Consider the following 19,891-nt stretch of genomic DNA (forward strand, 5'->3'; position numbering starts at 1 on the left):
ACGAATATAAATGAAAAAGAAGTTTGGTATTGTGGTTGTAATTATATTTATAGTATTAGTTATAGGCGGAGTTACGGCTTATAGTTATATGAATAAAGGGCAAATGTGCTCACAAGGGGGAAGACATGAAGTTTCGAAGAGAGAACAAATAACGTTTAATGCAAATGATAATTTTAAAAATCAAAAATTTAAAGTTACAATAGACAATAGTGAGACTGAAGATGAAGTAGCATATGTTTTAAGGAATCCAAAAGGAAAAATTATTTTAGAAGGAAAAGTAAAGCCTAAAGAAAAGCTAGAGATACCTGAAAAAGTCTATGAAGGTAAAAAAGGTATTTGGAAATTAGATATTGATAAGGAACAAAATGAGGATTTGACTAGAGTAGATTATGATTTTAAAGCAGATAATAAGTAATACTTAGAAAAAAAGAGTTTATAAAAGTAAGAAAGAGATAATTGTATTAAAAGATATTGATAATCATTTTCATTTATAAAGATATTGTGTTAATATAAGTTCATAACATAATAACTTTAAAGGAGGTAAACAAAAAGATGGCTAGGAATAGAGGTCCACGTTTTAAGCTTTGTAGAAGGCTAGGACTAAATGTAGTTGGACATCCAAAAGCAATGGACAGAGCTACTAAAGGAACTAGTAGAGCAGATAAGAAGTTATCTGATTATGGGATAAGACTTTTAGAAAAACAAAGACTAAGAGCTTACTATGAAGTTTTAGAAAGACAATTTGAGAGCTATGTAAATGCTTCTTTCAAAAAAGGAGAAGTTACAGGTTATAATTTGCTTATAAAACTAGAATCAAGACTTGACAATATGGTTTATAGAATGGGGTTTGCTACTTCTATTAGAGGAGCGAGACAAATGGTAAATCATGGTCACTTTTTAGTAAACGGTAAAAAGATAAATATACCATCTTATCAGTTAATGCCTGGTGACGAAGTGGTATTGAGAGAAAAATCTAGAAAATCAGCTAATTTTTTAGATGCAATAGAAGTTAATAACTTTAAAACATTACCTTATATTGAAAAGGATATGGAAAATTTCAGAGGTGTATATTTAAGAAAACCTCAAAGAGAAGAATTACCAATACAAATAAATGAACAGCTTATAGTGGAGTTTTACTCAAAATAGTCTGAAAGTTACCTACCTTCTAATAAAGTTATCAGTATATCTTGCTATGAGAAAAGAAGTATTTGTGCAGAAATACTTCTTTTTTATAATTCATTAAATATAAAAATCTATATAATTAAAAAAGAAGCTAAGAATTTATCCTAACTTCTTTTTTGTTTTATATAAAGAATTTTATTAAGAATAATGCAGCTATTATATAAGTTGAAAGTTTAATATTCTTTTTATTTCCTGTTGTAAAGTTGATTATTACATAAGTTATCATACCAAAAGCTATACCATCAGCTATACTGTAAGTAAGAGGTATAGCTATTAAAGTAATGAAAGCTGGTATGGCTTCTGCAAAATGAGTTAAATCTATATTCTTTATTGGTTCAAGCATAAATAATCCTACAAGTACTAAAGCTGGTGCTGTAGCAGCTGATGGAATCATTAAAAATATTGGTGACATAAATAGTGCTATTATAAACATAAATGCTGTAGACACTGCTGTAAGTCCAGTTTTTCCACCTTCAGCAACGCCAGATGCACTTTCAACATAAGCTGTTAAAGCACTTGTTCCTAAACAAGCTCCTACTGTTGTTCCTATAGCATCAGCAAGCAAAGCTTGTTTAGCATTTGGAACATTTCCATTTTCATCAAGCATATTAGCTTTAGTAGCAACTCCAACTAGAGTTCCTATAGTATCGAACATGTCCATGAAAAGAAGAGTGAATAAAACTATTGCCATATCTTTAGTGAATACGTGTGTCCATTCAAAAGCCATAAAAGTTTTTGATATTGATGGAGGAGTACTTAATATACTATTTGGAAGCTTAGTTATCCCCATAGGTATTCCTATAAGCGTAGTTATTAAAATACCTATCAATAAAGCACCCTTAACTTTTCTAGCAACTAATATACTTGTGATTATAATGCCTATAATAGCTAAAATAACTACTGAGCTTTTTAAATCACCTAAAGATAATAATGCTCCCCCTTCGTTATGAACTACTATTTTAGCATTATCAAGACCAAGTAATGCTATAAATATACCTATTCCTACCGAAATAGCTCTTTTTATATTCATAGGAAGACTATTTATTATAGCTTCACGAACATTAAATATAGTAAGTAATATAAATATTATTCCTTCTAAGAAGACTGCAGTCATAGCAAATTGCCATGAATAGCCCATTATTTTGCAAACTGTAATAGCTAAAAATGCATTTAATCCCATACCAGGAGCAGCTGCAAAGGGTAATTTAGCTAATATACCTATTAAAAGTGTTGCTATTATAGCTGAGACTGCAGTTGCTGTAAATACTGCACCGGAGTCCATACCAGCTTGTGATAATATAATTGGATTTACAATAAGTATGTATGCCATAGTCATGAAGGTAGTTATACCTGCAAGAATTTCTGTTTTAAGATTTGTATTATTTTTTTCTAATTTAAAAAAATTTTCAAGCATTTAAAAATCTCCTTTAATTTATAAATAATTAGTACATTACAAATAATATCAGAATAAATTAAAAGAATCAATAGAAATACGAATATTTATTTTTGAAAAGATGTATAATGTTTGTTATAAAAATAAAAATACGAATTATACAATAGAAAATTAACTTTTTGAAAGCTAAATAATACAATAAATACATTTTGTATATTGGTAATGTTCATATTATACAACTAAATGCGAATATTGGTATTAATATGTAATATTTTTATAGATGTTTTGAAAAATAAGATTTATATGTTTATAATATAGTTAAAGTTTTTATGGATTTAACATAATATATCTTAATTTGCTTGATAAAATTTCACAATAATGATATATTAGACTATAGCAAAGTAGGAAGAAATTTGAGATTACTGTTTCAGGAAAATTTTTTGAACGGTAATTTATTTTTTTGTGAGGTGTTTTAATATGAATAAAGATAATTTTGAAATAGAATCAAATCTAAATGAACTGACTGTTTTAAGAGACGAGATTCTTAAAACTAGAGGTAAATTTGAGGACAAATTATGGAGAGAAGTTGAATTAAGCTTAGATTTAAAAGAAAATTTAGTTAGATACACAAATGTTGATCTTAAAAATATAGCAAAAATTTTAGATATAAATAAGGTTAGTTCTTTAAAGAAAGATAATTTAGCAGAAAGAATAGCTAGTTTAGCAAAGGAAAAGTTGGAAGTTGTTTTTGATTTATTTGATGAGGAAAGATACAAGCTTTTACATAATATAGTTAAAAATAATGGAGTTTTAAGTTTAGATAATAAGTTTGATCTTGATAAAACTATATATTTTAGAGATAGGTCAATAGCTTTTCCAGTTTTGAATAAGGATAAATATAATATAGTAGTACCTACAGAAATACAAGAGTTAATTAGTGAAAAAGATAATATAGCTTACTATTCTAAAATAAAACATAATGAAGAGATAATAAAACTTTTCTGGGGTATGACATATTATTATGGAGCTTTAACGCTTGAAGATTTTAAAATTCTTGTTAAACAATATATAAATTATGACATAGAAGATATTAATATTGAAAAAGTATTAGAAGACGCTGCTATATACCATGAAGAGTTTCAATTTAATGGAGAGTATGGTTTCCATATAGATGTAACTGATGAAGAAGCTTTACTTGAAGTAAATAAAACTAATAAAAATATAGAATACAAAAAGCTAGCTAAAGAAGATATACTTAAAGCTGCAACTTTTGACTATATAGAAAAGAATTCAATATATCAAGAATTTTATAAATTCTTAACTGAAGTTTTTGAAATAACTGATGAAGAAATAGAAGGATTAATAGTAGACCTAGTTTTTGATGCCCGTAATAATCCTAATCTAGAAGAAATAGTGGAGGAATTTTTAAGTAATTTTGAATTTGAGAATGATAAAGAATTAGACTTTGTTGTATATAATTTATTAAAGTTTTTAAACAATACACCACAATGGGTGTTAAAAGGACATGTGCCAGAAGAGATTGTACCTAAAAGCACAACTGTTGTAAAAGAAGAACCAAAGGTTGGAAGAAATGAACCATGCCCTTGTGGAAGTGGTAAAAAATATAAGAAGTGTTGTGCTTCAAATGTAATAAATTTAAAATAATTGAGTATTAAAAATAACTTGTTTTAAAGTTTGGGTTTAAAGCAAGTTATTTTTTTTGAATTTTTTACGGTAACTCTATATCAATATAAAGTTATAGATGTATAAATATAATCTGAAAAGGATGTGATTATATTTATACAGTAATTCACTTTTTTATAATGCAGCGTCATCAGTGCCATAAAATCCTATTTCATTAAGTTGGTCTAATAATGAAAAAGCATTTAAAGTATGACTTTCATTTTTATATTTAATTGTGATATTTTCTATAAGCATTGGTAAAGTTATCTTTATTATATGATTATAAAATTCAAATTTATTTAAAGGTTTTAATATATAATTATTCTGTAGCAAAACGTTATCAGCGGAATAGAAAAAATTTTCAGCAGTAGATTTATTAACAAATACTAAATCTTCATATACATTTTTTTCAGGTTCAATAGGCTTATTTTTTTTAAATAGTCCCAAAAAGCCAGAAGTTTCTTTAGGTTTAAGTTCTATTATATAAGGAGTTTCTCCCCCACGCCAAATGTAATTCATAAGATAAGTTATTCTTATATAGGTATTGGTAAAAAATTCATTTTTACCAATATAATCAAAATATCTCTTTACAATATTAGAAGTTAAATCACAAATCCAATTAGAGCCTTCATCAATAACAATAGAATAAATTCCAAGTGGAAAAAGATTTCTAGTCATAAGCATAACTTCTAACATTTCTATTTCAGCAATTAAAGGTATATTGTCTGTAATTAAATTATGCTTTATAGCAGCTTTACAGGCTATGTCCTTGTCAGAAAATACTCTTAATGCAAGAAAGTTATTACCAACTTTAGATTCAGATATATAAGGTTCTATAGATTTTTCTTTAATATCATTAAGACTACATTTATCACTCACTAAAATATATATTTTATCTAACGAAAAGAAAAAATTAAGAGCTAATAAATATTTTTCTAAAGCTTTATGTTTTTCTTTTTCAGAAGAATAATCTTTTATTAAATCTTGAAAATTCATAAGCTCCCTCCTGTAGTTTGCTAAAATTGCTGTTAATATTATTATACCATTTTAAAGTAAAAAATGGTATTAATTATAATATTATTTTGAAGTATAAAATAATATCAAAGTAAAAGGTATTTTATTAAAACATATTGTATAAGCTAATAGTGAAAAAAATTTTAGGGGGTAAAAATTTTGGAGAATCATTTAACTATGACAGAACTAAGACAAAAAGCAAGGGATGCTTTAAGAGGAAATTGGACAGTAGCAGTGTTATCTAATTTAATAGTAGGAATAATATTAGGAATAGTTCCTACTATTATAAATGCTTCTAACTCAGCAGATAGGATATCGATATTTAGAAATATGATTGAAGATGGAAGCTTTTCATATAGAAATTCAATTGATCCTTATGAAATGGATAGATTATCTTCAATGAATACTTCGTCAAATTTAATATCATTTATTATTGGATTACTTATTACAGGAGCTTTAACATATGGTTTGAGCAAAGTGTTTCTTAGTATAAAAAGAGGAAATACATCAAATATAGAAATGATTTTTGATGGGTTTAAAAAATATAAAGAAACTTTTTTAATAAATCTTTTGTTGGTTATTTTTCAATTTCTTTGGGGATTACTATGGGGTGTAGGAGTTGTAATTTTAATATTAATTGGAGTATTTGGAGGAATAGCATTAGCAACGGGTGGTACTTCATTAGGTGGGGTTGGTGTAATATTTTTTATAATATTACTAGCATTAGGTATATCCTATTCAATATTTATAAATAGGTATTCTATGACTTATTTTATAGCATTAGATAATGAAGGTATTGGTAGTATGGAAGCTTTAGAAGAAAGTATTAGAATAATGAAGGGAAATCAAATAAGGTATTTTTTATTACAATTAACTTTCATTGGATGGTTTATTTTAGGATTAATTCCTTGTTGCATAGGCTTGCTTTGGGTAATACCATATATAAAGGCTACGAAAGCTGCTTTTTATGATGATTTAATTGGAAGGAATGAAAAAGATTTTGATTTTAGATTAATGGAATAAACTTTAATGAACTAGTTGATTATAAAATCTAAAATGGTGAAGTGATTTCTGAAATATATTATTTTTAAAGGATAAGAAAAATTAATAAATATCAAAAAAGATGATTTCTGTATTGTTAATAGAAATCATCTTTTTTATGTATGAAACTAAATAGGAATATAAATTTTTAATATTAGATATTAATTTATTTAGTAGAAACAATGCTGATTTATGGCGATTTGGATAAAAGTATAAAATAACTTTTCAATTTCAAGCTATATAGAAAAATTTAATTGTTATAAATTGTTATAAATTGGTGAATCTAATGGCATTTCAGTAGAATATAATGTATAATCGAATAGTAAAAAAATTTAGGGGGTAAAAATTTTGGAAAATCATTTAACGTTAACAGAATTAAGGAGAAAGGCAAGGGAGTCTTTAAGTGGAAACTGGGGCATTGCTGTTTTATCCAATTTAATAGTTGGCCTAATATTATGGATAGCGCCTAACATTTTTAACTTTGCTACATTAGGAGATAGAACTAGGCTTTTTAGAGAAATACTTGAAGATGGTAGCCTTTCATATAGAAATTCACTTGATACTTATGATTTAGGAAGACAGTCTGCATTAAATAATACTTCAAGTTTAATATCATTTGTTATAGGATTACTTATTACAGGAGCTTTAACATATGGATTAACTAAGGTATTTCTTAACCTAAAAAGGGGAGAAAAATCAAGAATAGAAATGATTTTTGATGGATTTAAGAAATACAAAGAATCTTTTTTAATAAATCTTTTACTAGTTATCTTTAAAGTGCTTTGGGGATTATTATGGGGATTAGGTTTTATAATCTTAATAGTAATTATGTTTGTTGGAGGTTTTTCTGCAGCAAGAGGTGAAGTCTCAGGTATAGGGATTGTACTTGTATTATGTATTATAGGTATGCTGGCTTTATCAATAACTTATTCAATATTTATAAATAGATATGCAATGACTTATCTTATAGCATTAGATAATGAAGGTATTGGTAGTATGGAAGCTTTAGAAGAAAGTATCAGAATAATGAAGGGAAATAAAATAAGATATTTCTTATTGCAGTTAAGTGTTATATGGTGGGTTGTTTTAGGAGTAATAGTATGTATTTCGGTTATGTTTACAGAAATTCCTGCTCTTATTATTTCTGCTCTTATTGGAATTATATTATTAATGATAAGTTTAATTTGGGTAACTCCATATATGAAAGCGGCAAATGTAGCTTTCTATGATGATTTAATTGGAAGAAATGAAAATGATTTTGACTTTAAATTAACTGAATAAAAATTTTTATTGAATTGAAAAGACTACTTAGATAATTTGTTATTTAAGTAGTCTTTTTGTTTTAATATTAAGATTTTAAAATAAAAGAATTAAAGGTTTAAATCTTTCTTGACGACTTATAATTTTTGATACAACAAGAAAATAAATCTAATTATTACCTGTGTATTTATGCAAGTAAGGCATTTGCTTTATTTTTTAGTTCTTCGATTTTTTCTTCTACATTAGAGAAAGTTACTGTATATAGAAGTTGAACTTCATGGAAGAAATTAATATATGAGTTAACTTTAATTTCATCTATACCGAAGTCTTTTGCTAAATTATTTAAAAAGACTATTTCTTTTTCATCATAGTTTCCATCAACTAAAGCCAGTCCGACTAATTCAAAAAATACTATGTTCTTGTTTCTATTAGAAGATGATTTTAAAGTATTAACGGAAACTTCTAAAGCTTCATTAGCTATTTCTAAGTTTTTAAGATTAAGTTCTTCAATATAATCGTCTATTAATTCTTTTTCTTCTTTTGCAAAAACTTCATCTACAGTAGCAAATTTTTTTACTAAGTTTACAAAGGCTAGGGCTTCATTTTTATTTAATTCATTTAAAAACATAAAAGATACCTCCCAAATTTTATTCCAATTTAAACTAATTATACAATATTTAAAGAATAAATCCAATATAAAAAATTACTATAATTTTTTTAGGGATAAATTTCTAGTATTATATAAGATATTTAAGCAATAATATTGTTGTATCAATTAAATGGAGGAGTGATTTAAAATGAATAATGCAATAGAAAATGTAAAAACAGCAGCTCATGATTTACAACATGCAAGACAACATATACAGGATGCTTTGAATTCTGTAGAAAAACAAGAAAATAGAACTAAAATACAAGGCACTTTAAGTGCAATAGATAATGCAATTACTTCAGCACAACAAACAATTAATAATTATATGGAGAGTTCTAAATAAAATAGTCAATTAATAAAAAGGAGTGTTTTAAAATGAATAATGCAATAGAAAATGTAAAAACAGCAACACATGATTTACAACATGCTAAACAACATATACAGGATGCTTTGAATTCTGTAGAAAAACAAGAAAATAGAACTAAAATACAAAGCACTTTAAGTGCAATAGATAATGCAATTACTTCAGCACAACAAACAATTAATAATTATACAGAAAGTTAAAATAGAATTGTTTTAAAGGATGGTATGCAAATTTGAGGCTATGTGGATGTTTCCATGTAATTTTAAATATTGTATACCATTTTTTTATAGAAACAAACAAAAATGTTAAAAATTAAAGATAAAGATTGAAAAAAGTCAAAAAAGGTAATATAATCCTATTACAAGAGTAAATCAATAGAAGAGGATGAGGGGTATGGAAAATAAGAAACCAAGTTCACTAGCAAATAAATATTTTGTTATGTGTAGCAGTATACTAACTTTATTTTATGCTATAGGTACTATAGTAATGGCTAAAAGGTATGAAGTTAATTTTTATATAACTTTAATCGAAATAGGGTTAATTATTATAGTTTTAGTTACAAATTTAATCATATATTCTAAAGATAAAAATTCAGAATATATTAAATATATAATGAGTGGGTTGATTGGTATTATATATTTTATGTGTTTATTATATTCTAAATCAGCATCATCAGTTATGCTAATTGTACCATATATAGTTATAACAACTATATATTTTAGACTGGATTATACTTTGAAAAATATGATAGGAAGTAGTATTATATTAGCTGTTTGGAGTTATATAAAGATTCAGAATGGAAGTTTTGAAGTTAATATTTTGGTACAACTTATGATTATTTTAATGTTATTTATGTCTATATATTTTACTAATAAGGTAATGGACATGTTTAAAACTAAAGGTGATGAACAACGGGAAAAAGCAATAGATAATATGAAAAAGCAACAACAAATAATGAGAGGAATAGTTCAAGCAGTAGAGCTATTAAATAAAACTTCAGATAAGCTTGAAGAGGTGTTTGATAATTTAGAAGGCGCATCTTCTAAAATTAATGTAGCAGTATCAGAAATAGTAGCAGGCTGTGAGGATACATCAAATAATATAGAAAATCAAACTAAAGCAACAGTTGATATAAGTGATAAAATTTCAAATGCTGTAGATATTTCAGCTTCTGTGAAAAGAGCAATAAGTGAAAATAAAAATACTTTTGATGAAAGTAGGATTATTGTAAGTAATCTTTCTAATATGTCTAAAAATGTTGAGAATAGTAATGATAATGTTTACGCTTTAAGTATAGGCTTAAAGGAAAAAACAGCTAAAGTAAAAACAATTACTGATATGATAACTGCAATATCTGAGCAAACTAATCTTTTAGCCTTAAATGCAGCAATTGAGGCAGCTAGAGCAGGTGAGTCAGGACGTGGATTTGCAGTAGTGGCTGAGGAAGTTAGAAAGTTAGCAGAACAAAGTAAACAATCTTCTGATGAAATCGGAAATATAGTTAAAAATTTAGAAATAGAAACAGAAAAAGTAACAGATTCTATAAGTCAATTGTCACAAATAAATAAACAAGAAAATGAATTAGTAACTAATGCAGAAATTAATCTTAAATCTTTATATAATGGTCTTGAAGATGTTATATTAAAAGTTGATGATATTACAAATATTATAAATTCTATAAATAAACAAAATAAATCTATAAATGATAATATATTAAATGTATCTGCTATTTCAGAACAGACTTTAGCAAGTTCACAAGAGACTAGTGCAACTGTAGAGAATTTTGTTAGCAATACTTTAACAGCTAGACAAGCTGTTAAAGAATTAATTAGGATTAATGAAAATATGAAAAAGTTTGTATAAAGATAGAGTAGGTAAAGCTAATATTTCTTTACCTACTCTATTTTAGTATGTTTACAAAATAATATATTCACTACATTTTAACTTAAATTTCAAGTAGTTTGGCTGTAACATTATCTATAGAATTTAATTCAGCTAAAAGATTTTGAATTTTTTTTTCGTCATCTCTTAAAAGATCCAAAAGTATTAGACCTGCAGTAGAGCAAGTATCTTTTGATGCTTCATGCAAACCAATTCTTGTTTTAATTATACATCCATACTTTGTAAGTATTTCTTGTGCTTTTGGAGCAGAACTAGTTCTTGGTGAAAGTTTAATTGCCATTACAGAAAACATAATAAAATCCTCCTGAAAATTTTAAATTACAGTTTAAATACTGTATACCTATACAGTATAAACTAAAAAGGAAGATTTTATAAGTAGAGTAATTAGAAAAAGAAAAATAGACTTTTCTATACATAAATAATATCATAGGCTATAATTATTTATGTAAAAAATATTAAGGTAGGTTTAAAATGAAGAATATAAAGTTAACATTACAGTATGATGGTACTAAATATAATGGATTCCAAAAACAAAATCAAAAGGGGAGTACAGCTGTTACGATACAAGGAAAGATAGAAAGTGTATTAAGTAAAATGACGGAAGAAGAAATAAGTATTATAGGATGTGGAAGAACCGATTCTGGTGTACACGCAGAAAATTATGTTGCAAATTTTTTCACAAATAGTGAAATGAATCTTGAAGATATGGAGATTTACTTAAATAAATATTTACCAGAAGACATTGTCATAAAAGAATTAAGATATGCAAGTGATAGATTTCATGCAAGATATAATGTAAAAAGTAAAACATATTTATACAGAATAAATAATGCAAGATATAATAATGTATTTAATAAAAGATTTGCAACATATGTAGCGGAAGAATTAGATATAGAGGCTATGAAAAGAGCAAGTAAATATTTAATAGGAACACATGATTTTAGGAGTTTTACAAGCCTAAAAATAAAGGAGAAGAAAAGTACAATAAGAACTATAAATTATATAGATATAAAAAAACAAAATGATTTAATAACTCTAGAGATAAACGGAAATGGCTTTCTTTTAAACATGGTAAGAATAATAACTGGGACACTTATAGAAGTAGGACGCCACAAAATATCACCAGATGATATTAAAATTATACTTGAAGCTAAGGATAAGGAAAGAGCAGGTTTTAGAGCTGAAGCAAAGGGACTTACGTTGTTAAATTTAGAGTATTAGATTTTTAGATAAAGTGTTTTAAATATGAAGGGAAATATAAGAAATGGCTTCTATGATACATATAAAACATTAATTGGTACCGAAAATTTCCAAGGCATAAAATAGAATAGCTTAAATAAACATAAGCCACAATAGCATTATGGAGGTGCTATTGTGGCTTATATTAATTTTAAAGAAGAAAAGGCTAAGACAGTAATTCAGCTTGAAAAAAGAAAAGAAAATAATAAAAAAATATGTTCAGAGCAAAAAAAAAATAAACCAAAAGATAATAACTCTGAAAAATACAGCTTCAAAGTTTTAAATAATGTTCATTTTGGAAGTAAAGATTATAAAAATGAAGATGAGTTTAAGGTTATTCCTGATGAGAATATAGAATGCACAGTTTTTGAAGGCTGTACTTTTTCTAATGTTAAATTTAAAAACTGCAATTTTTCAGGCTGTAGATTTGTTGATTGTAAATTTAATAAGGGTGGAGTTGTTTTTGAAGATTGTATATTTTTAAAAGAAACAGGTGATAATGTACCTAATTTAAATAAACGAATTAATTTTTCTTGTGAGTTTTATAATTGCAAGCTTTATGCTAAGTTTATTAATTCAAACTGTGGTTTTTTAATATTTGATCAGTGTAATCTTAAAGATACAGCTTTTGAGACTAGTGATCTTAGAAGCATTATAATAATTAATTCGGAACTTAATGCTATAAAGTTTAAAGATTCAAACCTTAGTGGAATAAAGGTTTTAAATACTTATATTATGGATTTAGAATTTACTGATGATGATAAAAGTAAATTGGATGAAAAGAGTTTTTTTGATAAGATAACCCTTAGAAAAAATACAAAAGAAGAATATGAAGGAATATACATGGTCTATGAAACGTTAGCTAATAAATTTAAAGAGAATTCTTTAAACAATAATTTTGGAGAGTATTATTATATATGTAATATTATTAAAAGAAAAAGTCTTAAGCCAATGCCTAAATTCACATCATACTTATATTATATTAGTTGTGGTTATGGAGAAAGACCTATATATTCTGTAATTACTTCACTCTGCATGATAATTATTTTTGCTATACTTTATTTAATTTTGGGACTGCAAATAGATGGCAAAGTTATAAGCTATGGGGTTTATGGAATGGGAGGTATATCTATTTTTGAATTTCTTTCGCAAATGAAGGAGGCAATAACAGTAAGTGTAAGTGTTTTTGGTGGAGTTGGAGTTAATGATACTATACCAGTTGGATATGCTTATATATTAACTAATTTTGAGATTTTATTTGGTGTAATTATGATGGGAATTGGAATAGGTACTATTACTCGAAAATTGGTTAGATAAGACAAAATACACTTATCGATAAAGATATTGTAAAATAGAAAAATGTTCTATAATATACTTTAATTGTATAATAAATATTTTATATTTAGTAAATAATAAAATATATTGAAAGAAAAATATTTAGCAATTGGGGCATTGCTAACTTTTTAATTAATAACTGTTGTCATACATGGATAAAGTGTTAAAATAAGGTATAATATTAAATATAAACTTAAAGGAGTGAAAAGATTGAAATATACTGTAGGTAATTTATATAAGGGCTTTAAGCTTTTAGAAGAAAAAGAAATCAAAGAATTAGGTGCTAAAGGGCTTATATTTGAACATGAAAAAACAGGAGCTAAGCTAATTAAGCTAGAGACTGTAGATGATAATAAGGTATTTTCTATAGGATTTAGAACACCACCACATGATAGTACAGGGGTACCTCATATTTTAGAACATTCAGTTCTATGTGGTTCTAGAAAGTATGATACAAAAGAGCCTTTTGTAGAACTTTTAAAGGGATCTTTAAATACATTTTTGAATGCAATGACTTTTTCAGATAAAACTATATATCCTGTAGCATCAAGAAATGAAAAGGATTTTTTCAATTTGATGGATGTATATTTAGATGCTGTTCTATATCCTAACATATATAAACATGAAGAGATTTTTATGCAGGAGGGATGGCATTATAACATTAAAAATGAAAATGAACCATTAACTTATAATGGAGTTGTTTATAACGAAATGAAAGGCGCTTATTCTTCGCCAGATTCTCTTTTATATAGAACTATTCCAAGCAGTCTTTTTCCTGATAATACTTATAAATATTCTTCAGGTGGTAATCCAGCAGATATACCAAATTTAACTTATAAAGAGTTTCTAGATTTTCATAGAAAATATTATCATCCATCTAATTCGTATATATTACTATATGGAAATGGTAATATAGAAAAAGAATTAGAATTAATAAATGAAGGATATTTAAAAAATTTTAATAAACAATGTGTTGATTCTGAAATACCTCTTCAGAAACCTTTTGAAGAAATGAAGGATTTAGAAGTTACTTATGGGGTTTCTGAGAATGAAACTTTAGAAGGAAAAACTTTTTTAAGTTTAAATTATGTCATTGGTGAAAACAAAGATCCAGAGCTTTATTTAGCTTTTGAAATTTTAAATTATTTGTTATTAAGATCTACATCAGCCCCTCTTAAAAAAGCACTTTTAAATGCCGGGCTAGGTAAATCAGTAACTGGAAGCTTTGATAATTCTATGAAGCAAAGTACGTTTACAATAACAGTTAAAAATGCAGAAGAAAATCAAAAGCAAGACTTTAAGGCTGTAGTTATGAATACGCTTAAAGATCTTGTTAAGAGTGGAATAGATAAAGAAATTGTAGAAGCATCTATAAATAGAATTGAATTTGAGCTTAGAGAAGGTGATTTTGAAGGATATCCTAAAGGTCTTATATACTATATGAAGATTATGGATAGTTGGCTTTATGGAGGAAAACCTTTTGTACATTTAGAGTTTGAAAATACTTTAAAAAAGATAAAAACAGCATTGACTACGAATTATTTCGAGAAACTTATTGATAAATATATAATAAATAATTATCATAGTTCTTTTGTTATATTGAAGCCAGAAAGAGGCGTGAATGAGAAGCAAGCCAAAGAGTTAGAAGATAAACTTGAGATCATTAAAAATAGATTATCAAAAGAACAAATAAATGATTTTATAGAAAAGGCTAGGGCACTTAAAATAAGGCAAGAGACTCCTGATAGTAAAGAAGTCTTAGAAAAAATACCTGTTATATCATTAGAAGATATAGATGAAAAAGCTGAAAGATTACCTTTAGAAGTTAGAGAGATATCAGGGAGCAAGGTGTTATTTAGTAATTATCATACTAATAAAATAGCTTATGTAAACTTATATTTTAATAGTCTAGGAGTTAAAGAAGAGTTTATACCATATGTTAGACTTATAGGAGATTTATTTTCCAAGGTTGATACTAAAAATTATTCTTATGAAAAAATTTCGAATCTCATAAATATAAATACAGGTGGTATAAGCTATAGTGCACTTAGTTATGCAAATAACGAAGCTTTTGGAGAATATACGCCATATTTTAAGATTTCACTTAAGACTTTAGAAAGTAAGGTACCTAAGACTTTTGAACTTTTAGGAGAGGTTTTATTAAACAGTAAATTTGATGATGAAAATAGAATTAAACAACTTATTTCAGAGCTTAAATCAAGAGTTCAAAGTGGACTATTTAGTAGTGGTCATATAATAGCTATAAGAAGATTGCTTTCTTATACTTCAAAAAAAGCTTATTATGATGAAATTATACAAGGTATAGCTTATTATAAATTTCTATGTGATTTAGAAAAGAATTTTAATATAAATATTTTAGCTGATAATTTAAATGAAGTTTCGAAAAATTTATTTAATATAAGTAATATTATAGTAAATTATGCTGGTGTAGAAGAAGATTATACAAACTTTGAAAAAGTATATAGTAGTTTTCTTAATACTTTAGATAAAGATAATGTAAATTATAATAATTATGATTTTAAAGTAACTGCTAAGAATGAAGCATTATTATTACAAGGTGATGTTCAATATGTGGCAAAGGGAGGAAACTTTAAAAGTCTTGGTTATGAATATAATGGAGCTTTAACATTATTAGAAACTATAGCAGGCTTTGATTATTTATGGAATAATGTAAGAGTAAAAGGTGGGGCTTATGGTGTATTTGCAAATTTCAGAAGAGATGGCGGTGGATATATAGTTTCATATAGAGACCCTAAGGTTAAAGAAACTTTAAAGGTTTATGATGAAATGTATAAATATTTAGAAAGCTTTGATGTACCGCTTAGAGAAATGCAAAAATATATAATAGGTACTATTAGAAAATTAGACCATCCACTTTCTAATTCTTCAAAATGTGAAGTTGCAGCAGCTTATTATTTAGCAAATATAAAGCAAGAAGATATTCAAAAAGAAAGAGATGAAGTATTAAGGGGAAAAGCAGAAAGTATTAAAGCATTAGCACCTATATTAAAGACATTAATGGAAGAAGACATTCTTTGCGCAGTAGGAAGTGAAGCTACTCTTAATGAAAATAAAGATGTGTTTAAAAACTTCATGAAAATAATAGAATAATAGAATAGAGGCTGTAGAACTTAATATTAGTAGTTCTACAGCCCCATTTTTTATAGGTTGCAATATGATTTCGATGAATTAAATTTAATGTTGCTTCATTTTGTTTTTAACAAGTATATCAAGATAAATTTAAAATTTAAATTGCAACATACATATTCTTTATTTTTATTTTAAAATGTACACTAAAATATAAAAAAATTAAAATTTGTCAATAAGCATTTTTCTTTTTTCAAAATGGACTGGAATAAGATTTGTTTTCTCTAAAATAAATTTTACACCGTCTATATTTCTACCTATTTGAGTTTTATTATGGGCATCAGAACCTATTGTTACATATTTTCCGCCAAGTTCTTTATATCTTGTATAAAGTTTAAGCATGTTATTTATGGCAGAAGTCTCATTAAGTCTAGCTGAATTTATTTCTATTACTTTATCAGAATCTATTAAAGCTTTAAAAACAGCATCTAATCTATCAGAAAACTCATTATAGGTTACTTCAGGATTTTCATAGGGAGCATATCTTGAAATATAATCAATGTGGGCTAGTGAATTAATAAAATCATATTGTTTTATACAAGAAAGCATAGCTTCTAAATACTGATTGTAATAAGTTTCCTTAGGTATTACTGTATTATTTTTTACTAAGTATGAATAAATGTCATTGTGGTTAAAAGCATGAATAGAACCTAATATAAAGTCTAAATCATTTTTATGTTTTTCAAAAATAGCTTTATTTTCAGTTAATGTGTATTCAGTCATTCCAAATTCCACACCAAATAAAAGATTAGATTTTCTAAGTGGCATATAATTTTCTAAATATTTAGGTATATCAACTCTAAAGGCTGTAGGATCTTCAAAATCTAAATCTAAATGTTCAGTTAAAGTTATTCCTAGATTTAGTTTAGTACTTTTATCAATTACATCTGAAATTTTCATGTTGCTATCACTAGAATATTCAGTATGCATATGAGTATCAAAAATCATAAATTGTATTTACCTCCTCAAAATGGTGAATATAAAAATTTCAACTTAAGTTATAATTAATTATTATAATTTACTAAAATAATTATAGCATAATTTTATTAATTTTATTTGAAGCAATGTTAAAAATTTATAATAATAGTAAATAATATTTTTTAAAATTAATTCTGAAGAACATTAGATGCTGAATTTGTAATATTTTAAGATATCTATTATAATAAAACGATAAACTTATATAAATTTATTTAGTTAATAATTTTAAAAATATTATTTATAATAAAAAAACTCCCTAAAGAGGGAGCCAAAAATAAATAAAAACAACAAAGTATTGAGGGGGGATCTCACTACTTTGTAATTCTTCGGGGGAAGAATCACTTTATATATTATATACAAGCGTTTATAAAAGTGTACACGAATTATATTTCTTTTAGAAGGTGGGATGTTTTTGAAAAGCTCAGATTTAAAAATGATAAGATATTATTGGCCAAAGGGAAATGAAAGAAAAAGAGATTTTAAGCAAATTAAACAATTATTCGCTTCTACAGTTAAAGAAGGAGAAAGGGTTATAGATGATCAAACTTTTAGTGATTTAAATCTAGAAAGTGTCTTTAAAGATATGGATAGAAATTATTCAACACTAGGTCAGCAATCACTTTATAATATGCTAAGAAGGCCACTTTATAATATAGAAGAGCTTGAAAAAAGAGATAAGCTTATAAGTGCTTTAGCTAAAGATACAGAAACTAGAGAAAAGCTTCAATTACCTTTGTTTAATTTAGGTTACCAAAAAAGAGGAGAAACATTAGATTTACTTACTGCAGATGTAAAAGGTAGTAAGTTTATGGTAGTACTTTATACTATACTTGGAATTATACCAATCTTACTTTTAGCTAGTATATATTTTGTAGGATCAATTGCATTAATAGCTTTTATACTACTAGGTTTTATATATTCATATATTCATTATAATAGAAATAAAAAAATACTATCATATGCATCAGCACTTTCTTATTTAGCATTGATAATTAAAACAGCTAAAAAGCTAGGAAAGGTTAATTGTCCAGAACTTAAGTTTCAAATTGATAGGATAAATGAATTATTAGAGGTTACTAAAAATATTTCTAGATATGCAGTAATATTAAATAGAGTAGAAGGTTTAGATGCTATAGGTGATTATGCATTTATGTTATTATTTATACAAGAAAAAGCATATTATAAGGCTGCAAATACTATAGCTGAAAATAGAGACGCTATTTTAGAACTATACAAACTAGTAGGTGAAATAGATGCCTTAATTTCAATTGTTGCTTATAAAGAAGAAATAGGAGAAACTGGAAAGCCAGAGTTTATAGAAGGTATCACTACAATAGATATAGTGAATGGAAGACATCCGCTAGTTAAAAATTGTGTGGAAAACTCTTTAAGTCTAGAAGAGAAGGGCGTTATACTTACAGGAACTAATATGTCTGGTAAATCAACATTCTTAAGAACTGTAGTTATAAATGCATTACTTGCTCAATGCTTTAATTTTGTGTTAGCAAAGTCTTATAAAGGAAACTTTTTTAGAATAATTACTTCTATAGCACCACTTGATAATGTTAATGAAGGTAAGAGTTATTATATGAGTGAAGCAGAAGCTATGCTTAGAATTATAAAGGCTGTTGACAATGAACCTAAGGTTTTATGTGTAATAGATGAAATATTTAGAGGAACAAATCCTATAGAAAGAATAGCAGCTTCAGAAGAAATATTAAAATACTTAGTTAAAAATAAAAATAATATAGCTTTAGTTGCAACTCATGATCATGAATTAACAAAGCTTAGTGATAGTGGATATGAATGTTATTACTTTACGGAAGATGTAAATGAGAAATCTGGACTTAGTTTTGATTACAAAATAAAAAGAGGTATTTCGCCAAGTGCAAATGCTATAAAAATGCTTAAGTTTATGGGGTATCCAGAAGTAATAACAAACAATGCTTTTGAAAAGGTAAAGAAACATAAAAGTGCGAACTAATATAATGTAAGAAAAAATAGATAGTAAGGAAATGTAATTTTTTATGCTTAAATATTACTTGCTATAAAATAAAATATTTAGTAGTATTAACAAGAGAAAAAAGAATTAGAGGTGCTGAAAATGAATTTGCTATTTGAAATTGATAAAATTAAGTTTTATGAAGAGGACTTTCAAGATGATATAACGGAATATGAAGACATAATTCCAATAGTTCAAGACATACAAGAAAGCTTAAAGGTAGAAGAAATTCAATGTACAGATGAAAATGATTGTTGTAATAAAACTAAGATGAATTATTTTGTAGAAATACAAGGATTTATAACTCCAGAGGATGAGTTTGTATTACAAAGTGAAATGGAACAATTTAAGCATATGTTTGAAGGACAAATGTTAGATTTATTTGTTATTAGAATCTACAAATGTATGGAATGTAATAAGTGGATATTTGATATATTAGAATAATTATTAAGGTATGAAGAGCTTTAGATTTAGCTTTTCATGCCTTTTTATATATTGTATAATATCTTTTAAATACAATTATTGGTATGAAGTTTGTATTTAAGTGGAGGTAGAGTGACATGGATAATAGTTATACTTTTCAATTGGAAAATGTAATGGATAATATAACTTCTAAAGATGCATTTTTAACATCAGGAAATGAAATTAAGTTTAATACTATGATAATTAGTTGAAGGGTGT

At 26.1% G+C, this 19,891-nt stretch carries 18 protein-coding genes; 13 read left to right on the forward strand and 5 right to left on the reverse strand.

Annotation, left to right across the window (positions count from 1 at the left end; translation table 11 throughout):
• Window positions 1–10 precede the first annotated feature (10 nt).
• Both BUB01_RS03915 and rpsD read left to right on the forward strand, forming a co-directional pair.
• Complete coding sequence (locus BUB01_RS03915) at window positions 11–415, forward strand: hypothetical protein (protein ID WP_072985384.1); 405 nt, start codon at window positions 11–13, stop codon at window positions 413–415.
• 137 nt (window positions 416–552) lie between these two features.
• A complete protein-coding gene (gene rpsD / locus BUB01_RS03920; protein WP_072985385.1) occupies window positions 553–1,146 on the forward strand; it encodes a 30S ribosomal protein S4 in 594 nt (197 codons plus the stop codon).
• Window positions 1,147–1,303: 157 nt separating this feature from the next.
• Here rpsD and BUB01_RS03925 read toward each other — a convergent pair whose 3' ends face one another.
• A complete protein-coding gene (locus BUB01_RS03925) occupies window positions 1,304–2,596 on the reverse strand; it encodes an NCS2 family permease (RefSeq protein WP_072985386.1) in 1,293 nt (430 codons plus the stop codon).
• Window positions 2,597–3,052: 456 nt separating this feature from the next.
• Between BUB01_RS03925 and BUB01_RS03930 the strand changes: the two genes are divergently transcribed.
• Window positions 3,053–4,240 carry an SEC-C metal-binding domain-containing protein gene (locus BUB01_RS03930; RefSeq protein WP_072985387.1) on the forward strand — a complete coding sequence of 396 codons (1,188 nt, stop codon included), beginning with the start codon at window positions 3,053–3,055 and terminating at the stop codon, window positions 4,238–4,240.
• Between the two features lie 153 nt (window positions 4,241–4,393).
• Here BUB01_RS03930 and BUB01_RS03935 read toward each other — a convergent pair whose 3' ends face one another.
• Window positions 4,394–5,254, reverse strand: a complete 861-nt coding sequence (locus BUB01_RS03935; RefSeq protein ID WP_072985388.1) for a hypothetical protein — start codon at window positions 5,252–5,254, stop codon at window positions 4,394–4,396.
• Between the two features lie 177 nt (window positions 5,255–5,431).
• Between BUB01_RS03935 and BUB01_RS03940 the strand changes: the two genes are divergently transcribed.
• A complete protein-coding gene (locus tag BUB01_RS03940; RefSeq protein WP_072985389.1) occupies window positions 5,432–6,295 on the forward strand; it encodes a DUF975 family protein in 864 nt (287 codons plus the stop codon).
• A gap of 366 nt (window positions 6,296–6,661) precedes the next feature.
• Window positions 6,662–7,594, forward strand: a complete 933-nt coding sequence (locus tag BUB01_RS03945) for a DUF975 family protein (RefSeq protein ID WP_072985390.1) — start codon at window positions 6,662–6,664, stop codon at window positions 7,592–7,594.
• A gap of 166 nt (window positions 7,595–7,760) precedes the next feature.
• Here the strand turns inward: BUB01_RS03945 and BUB01_RS03950 are convergent, their stop codons facing one another.
• Window positions 7,761–8,201 (reverse strand): hypothetical protein, encoded by a 441-nt coding sequence (locus BUB01_RS03950; RefSeq protein WP_072985391.1) that lies wholly within the window; start codon window positions 8,199–8,201, stop codon window positions 7,761–7,763.
• Between the two features lie 169 nt (window positions 8,202–8,370).
• On the opposite strand from BUB01_RS03950, the gene BUB01_RS03955 reads away from it, so the two are divergent.
• The 3 genes from BUB01_RS03955 to BUB01_RS03965 all read left to right on the forward strand — a co-directional run bounded on the left by BUB01_RS03955 (window position 8,371) and on the right by BUB01_RS03965 (window position 10,449).
• Complete coding sequence (locus BUB01_RS03955; RefSeq protein ID WP_072985392.1) at window positions 8,371–8,565, forward strand: hypothetical protein; 195 nt, start codon at window positions 8,371–8,373, stop codon at window positions 8,563–8,565.
• 32 nt (window positions 8,566–8,597) lie between these two features.
• A complete protein-coding gene (locus BUB01_RS03960) occupies window positions 8,598–8,786 on the forward strand; it encodes a hypothetical protein (protein ID WP_072985393.1) in 189 nt (62 codons plus the stop codon).
• A gap of 193 nt (window positions 8,787–8,979) precedes the next feature.
• Window positions 8,980–10,449 carry a methyl-accepting chemotaxis protein gene (locus tag BUB01_RS03965; RefSeq protein ID WP_072985394.1) on the forward strand — a complete coding sequence of 490 codons (1,470 nt, stop codon included), beginning with the start codon at window positions 8,980–8,982 and terminating at the stop codon, window positions 10,447–10,449.
• Between the two features lie 82 nt (window positions 10,450–10,531).
• On the opposite strand, the gene BUB01_RS03970 is transcribed toward BUB01_RS03965, so the two are convergent.
• Complete coding sequence (locus BUB01_RS03970) at window positions 10,532–10,780, reverse strand: CPF_0552 family protein (protein ID WP_072985395.1); 249 nt, start codon at window positions 10,778–10,780, stop codon at window positions 10,532–10,534.
• Window positions 10,781–10,959: 179 nt separating this feature from the next.
• On the opposite strand from BUB01_RS03970, the gene truA reads away from it, so the two are divergent.
• From truA to BUB01_RS03985, 3 genes are all read left to right on the forward strand, one after another.
• The gene (truA, locus tag BUB01_RS03975) at window positions 10,960–11,709 is read left to right on the forward strand and encodes a tRNA pseudouridine(38-40) synthase TruA (protein WP_072985396.1); all 750 of its coding nucleotides are present in this window, start codon (window positions 10,960–10,962) and stop codon (window positions 11,707–11,709) included.
• 153 nt (window positions 11,710–11,862) lie between these two features.
• Window positions 11,863–13,044, forward strand: a complete 1,182-nt coding sequence (locus tag BUB01_RS03980; protein WP_072985397.1) for a pentapeptide repeat-containing protein — start codon at window positions 11,863–11,865, stop codon at window positions 13,042–13,044.
• Window positions 13,045–13,272: 228 nt separating this feature from the next.
• Window positions 13,273–16,194, forward strand: coding sequence for an insulinase family protein (locus tag BUB01_RS03985; RefSeq protein ID WP_072985398.1), 2,922 nt, complete (start codon window positions 13,273–13,275; stop codon window positions 16,192–16,194).
• 198 nt (window positions 16,195–16,392) lie between these two features.
• Here BUB01_RS03985 and BUB01_RS03990 read toward each other — a convergent pair whose 3' ends face one another.
• Window positions 16,393–17,178 carry a histidinol-phosphatase HisJ family protein gene (locus tag BUB01_RS03990; protein ID WP_072985399.1) on the reverse strand — a complete coding sequence of 262 codons (786 nt, stop codon included), beginning with the start codon at window positions 17,176–17,178 and terminating at the stop codon, window positions 16,393–16,395.
• Window positions 17,179–17,620: 442 nt separating this feature from the next.
• Here BUB01_RS03990 and BUB01_RS03995 point away from each other — a divergent pair, with 442 nt between their 5' ends.
• The gene (locus BUB01_RS03995; protein ID WP_159433203.1) at window positions 17,621–19,192 is read left to right on the forward strand and encodes a MutS-related protein; all 1,572 of its coding nucleotides are present in this window, start codon (window positions 17,621–17,623) and stop codon (window positions 19,190–19,192) included.
• Between the two features lie 120 nt (window positions 19,193–19,312).
• The gene (locus BUB01_RS04000; protein ID WP_072985401.1) at window positions 19,313–19,654 is read left to right on the forward strand and encodes a hypothetical protein; all 342 of its coding nucleotides are present in this window, start codon (window positions 19,313–19,315) and stop codon (window positions 19,652–19,654) included.
• The last annotated feature ends 237 nt before the right edge of the window (window positions 19,655–19,891 follow it).

It is taken from the genome of Clostridium cavendishii DSM 21758, assembly GCF_900141845.1.
Classification (GTDB): Bacteria; Bacillota; Clostridia; order Clostridiales; family Clostridiaceae; genus Clostridium_AG; species Clostridium_AG cavendishii.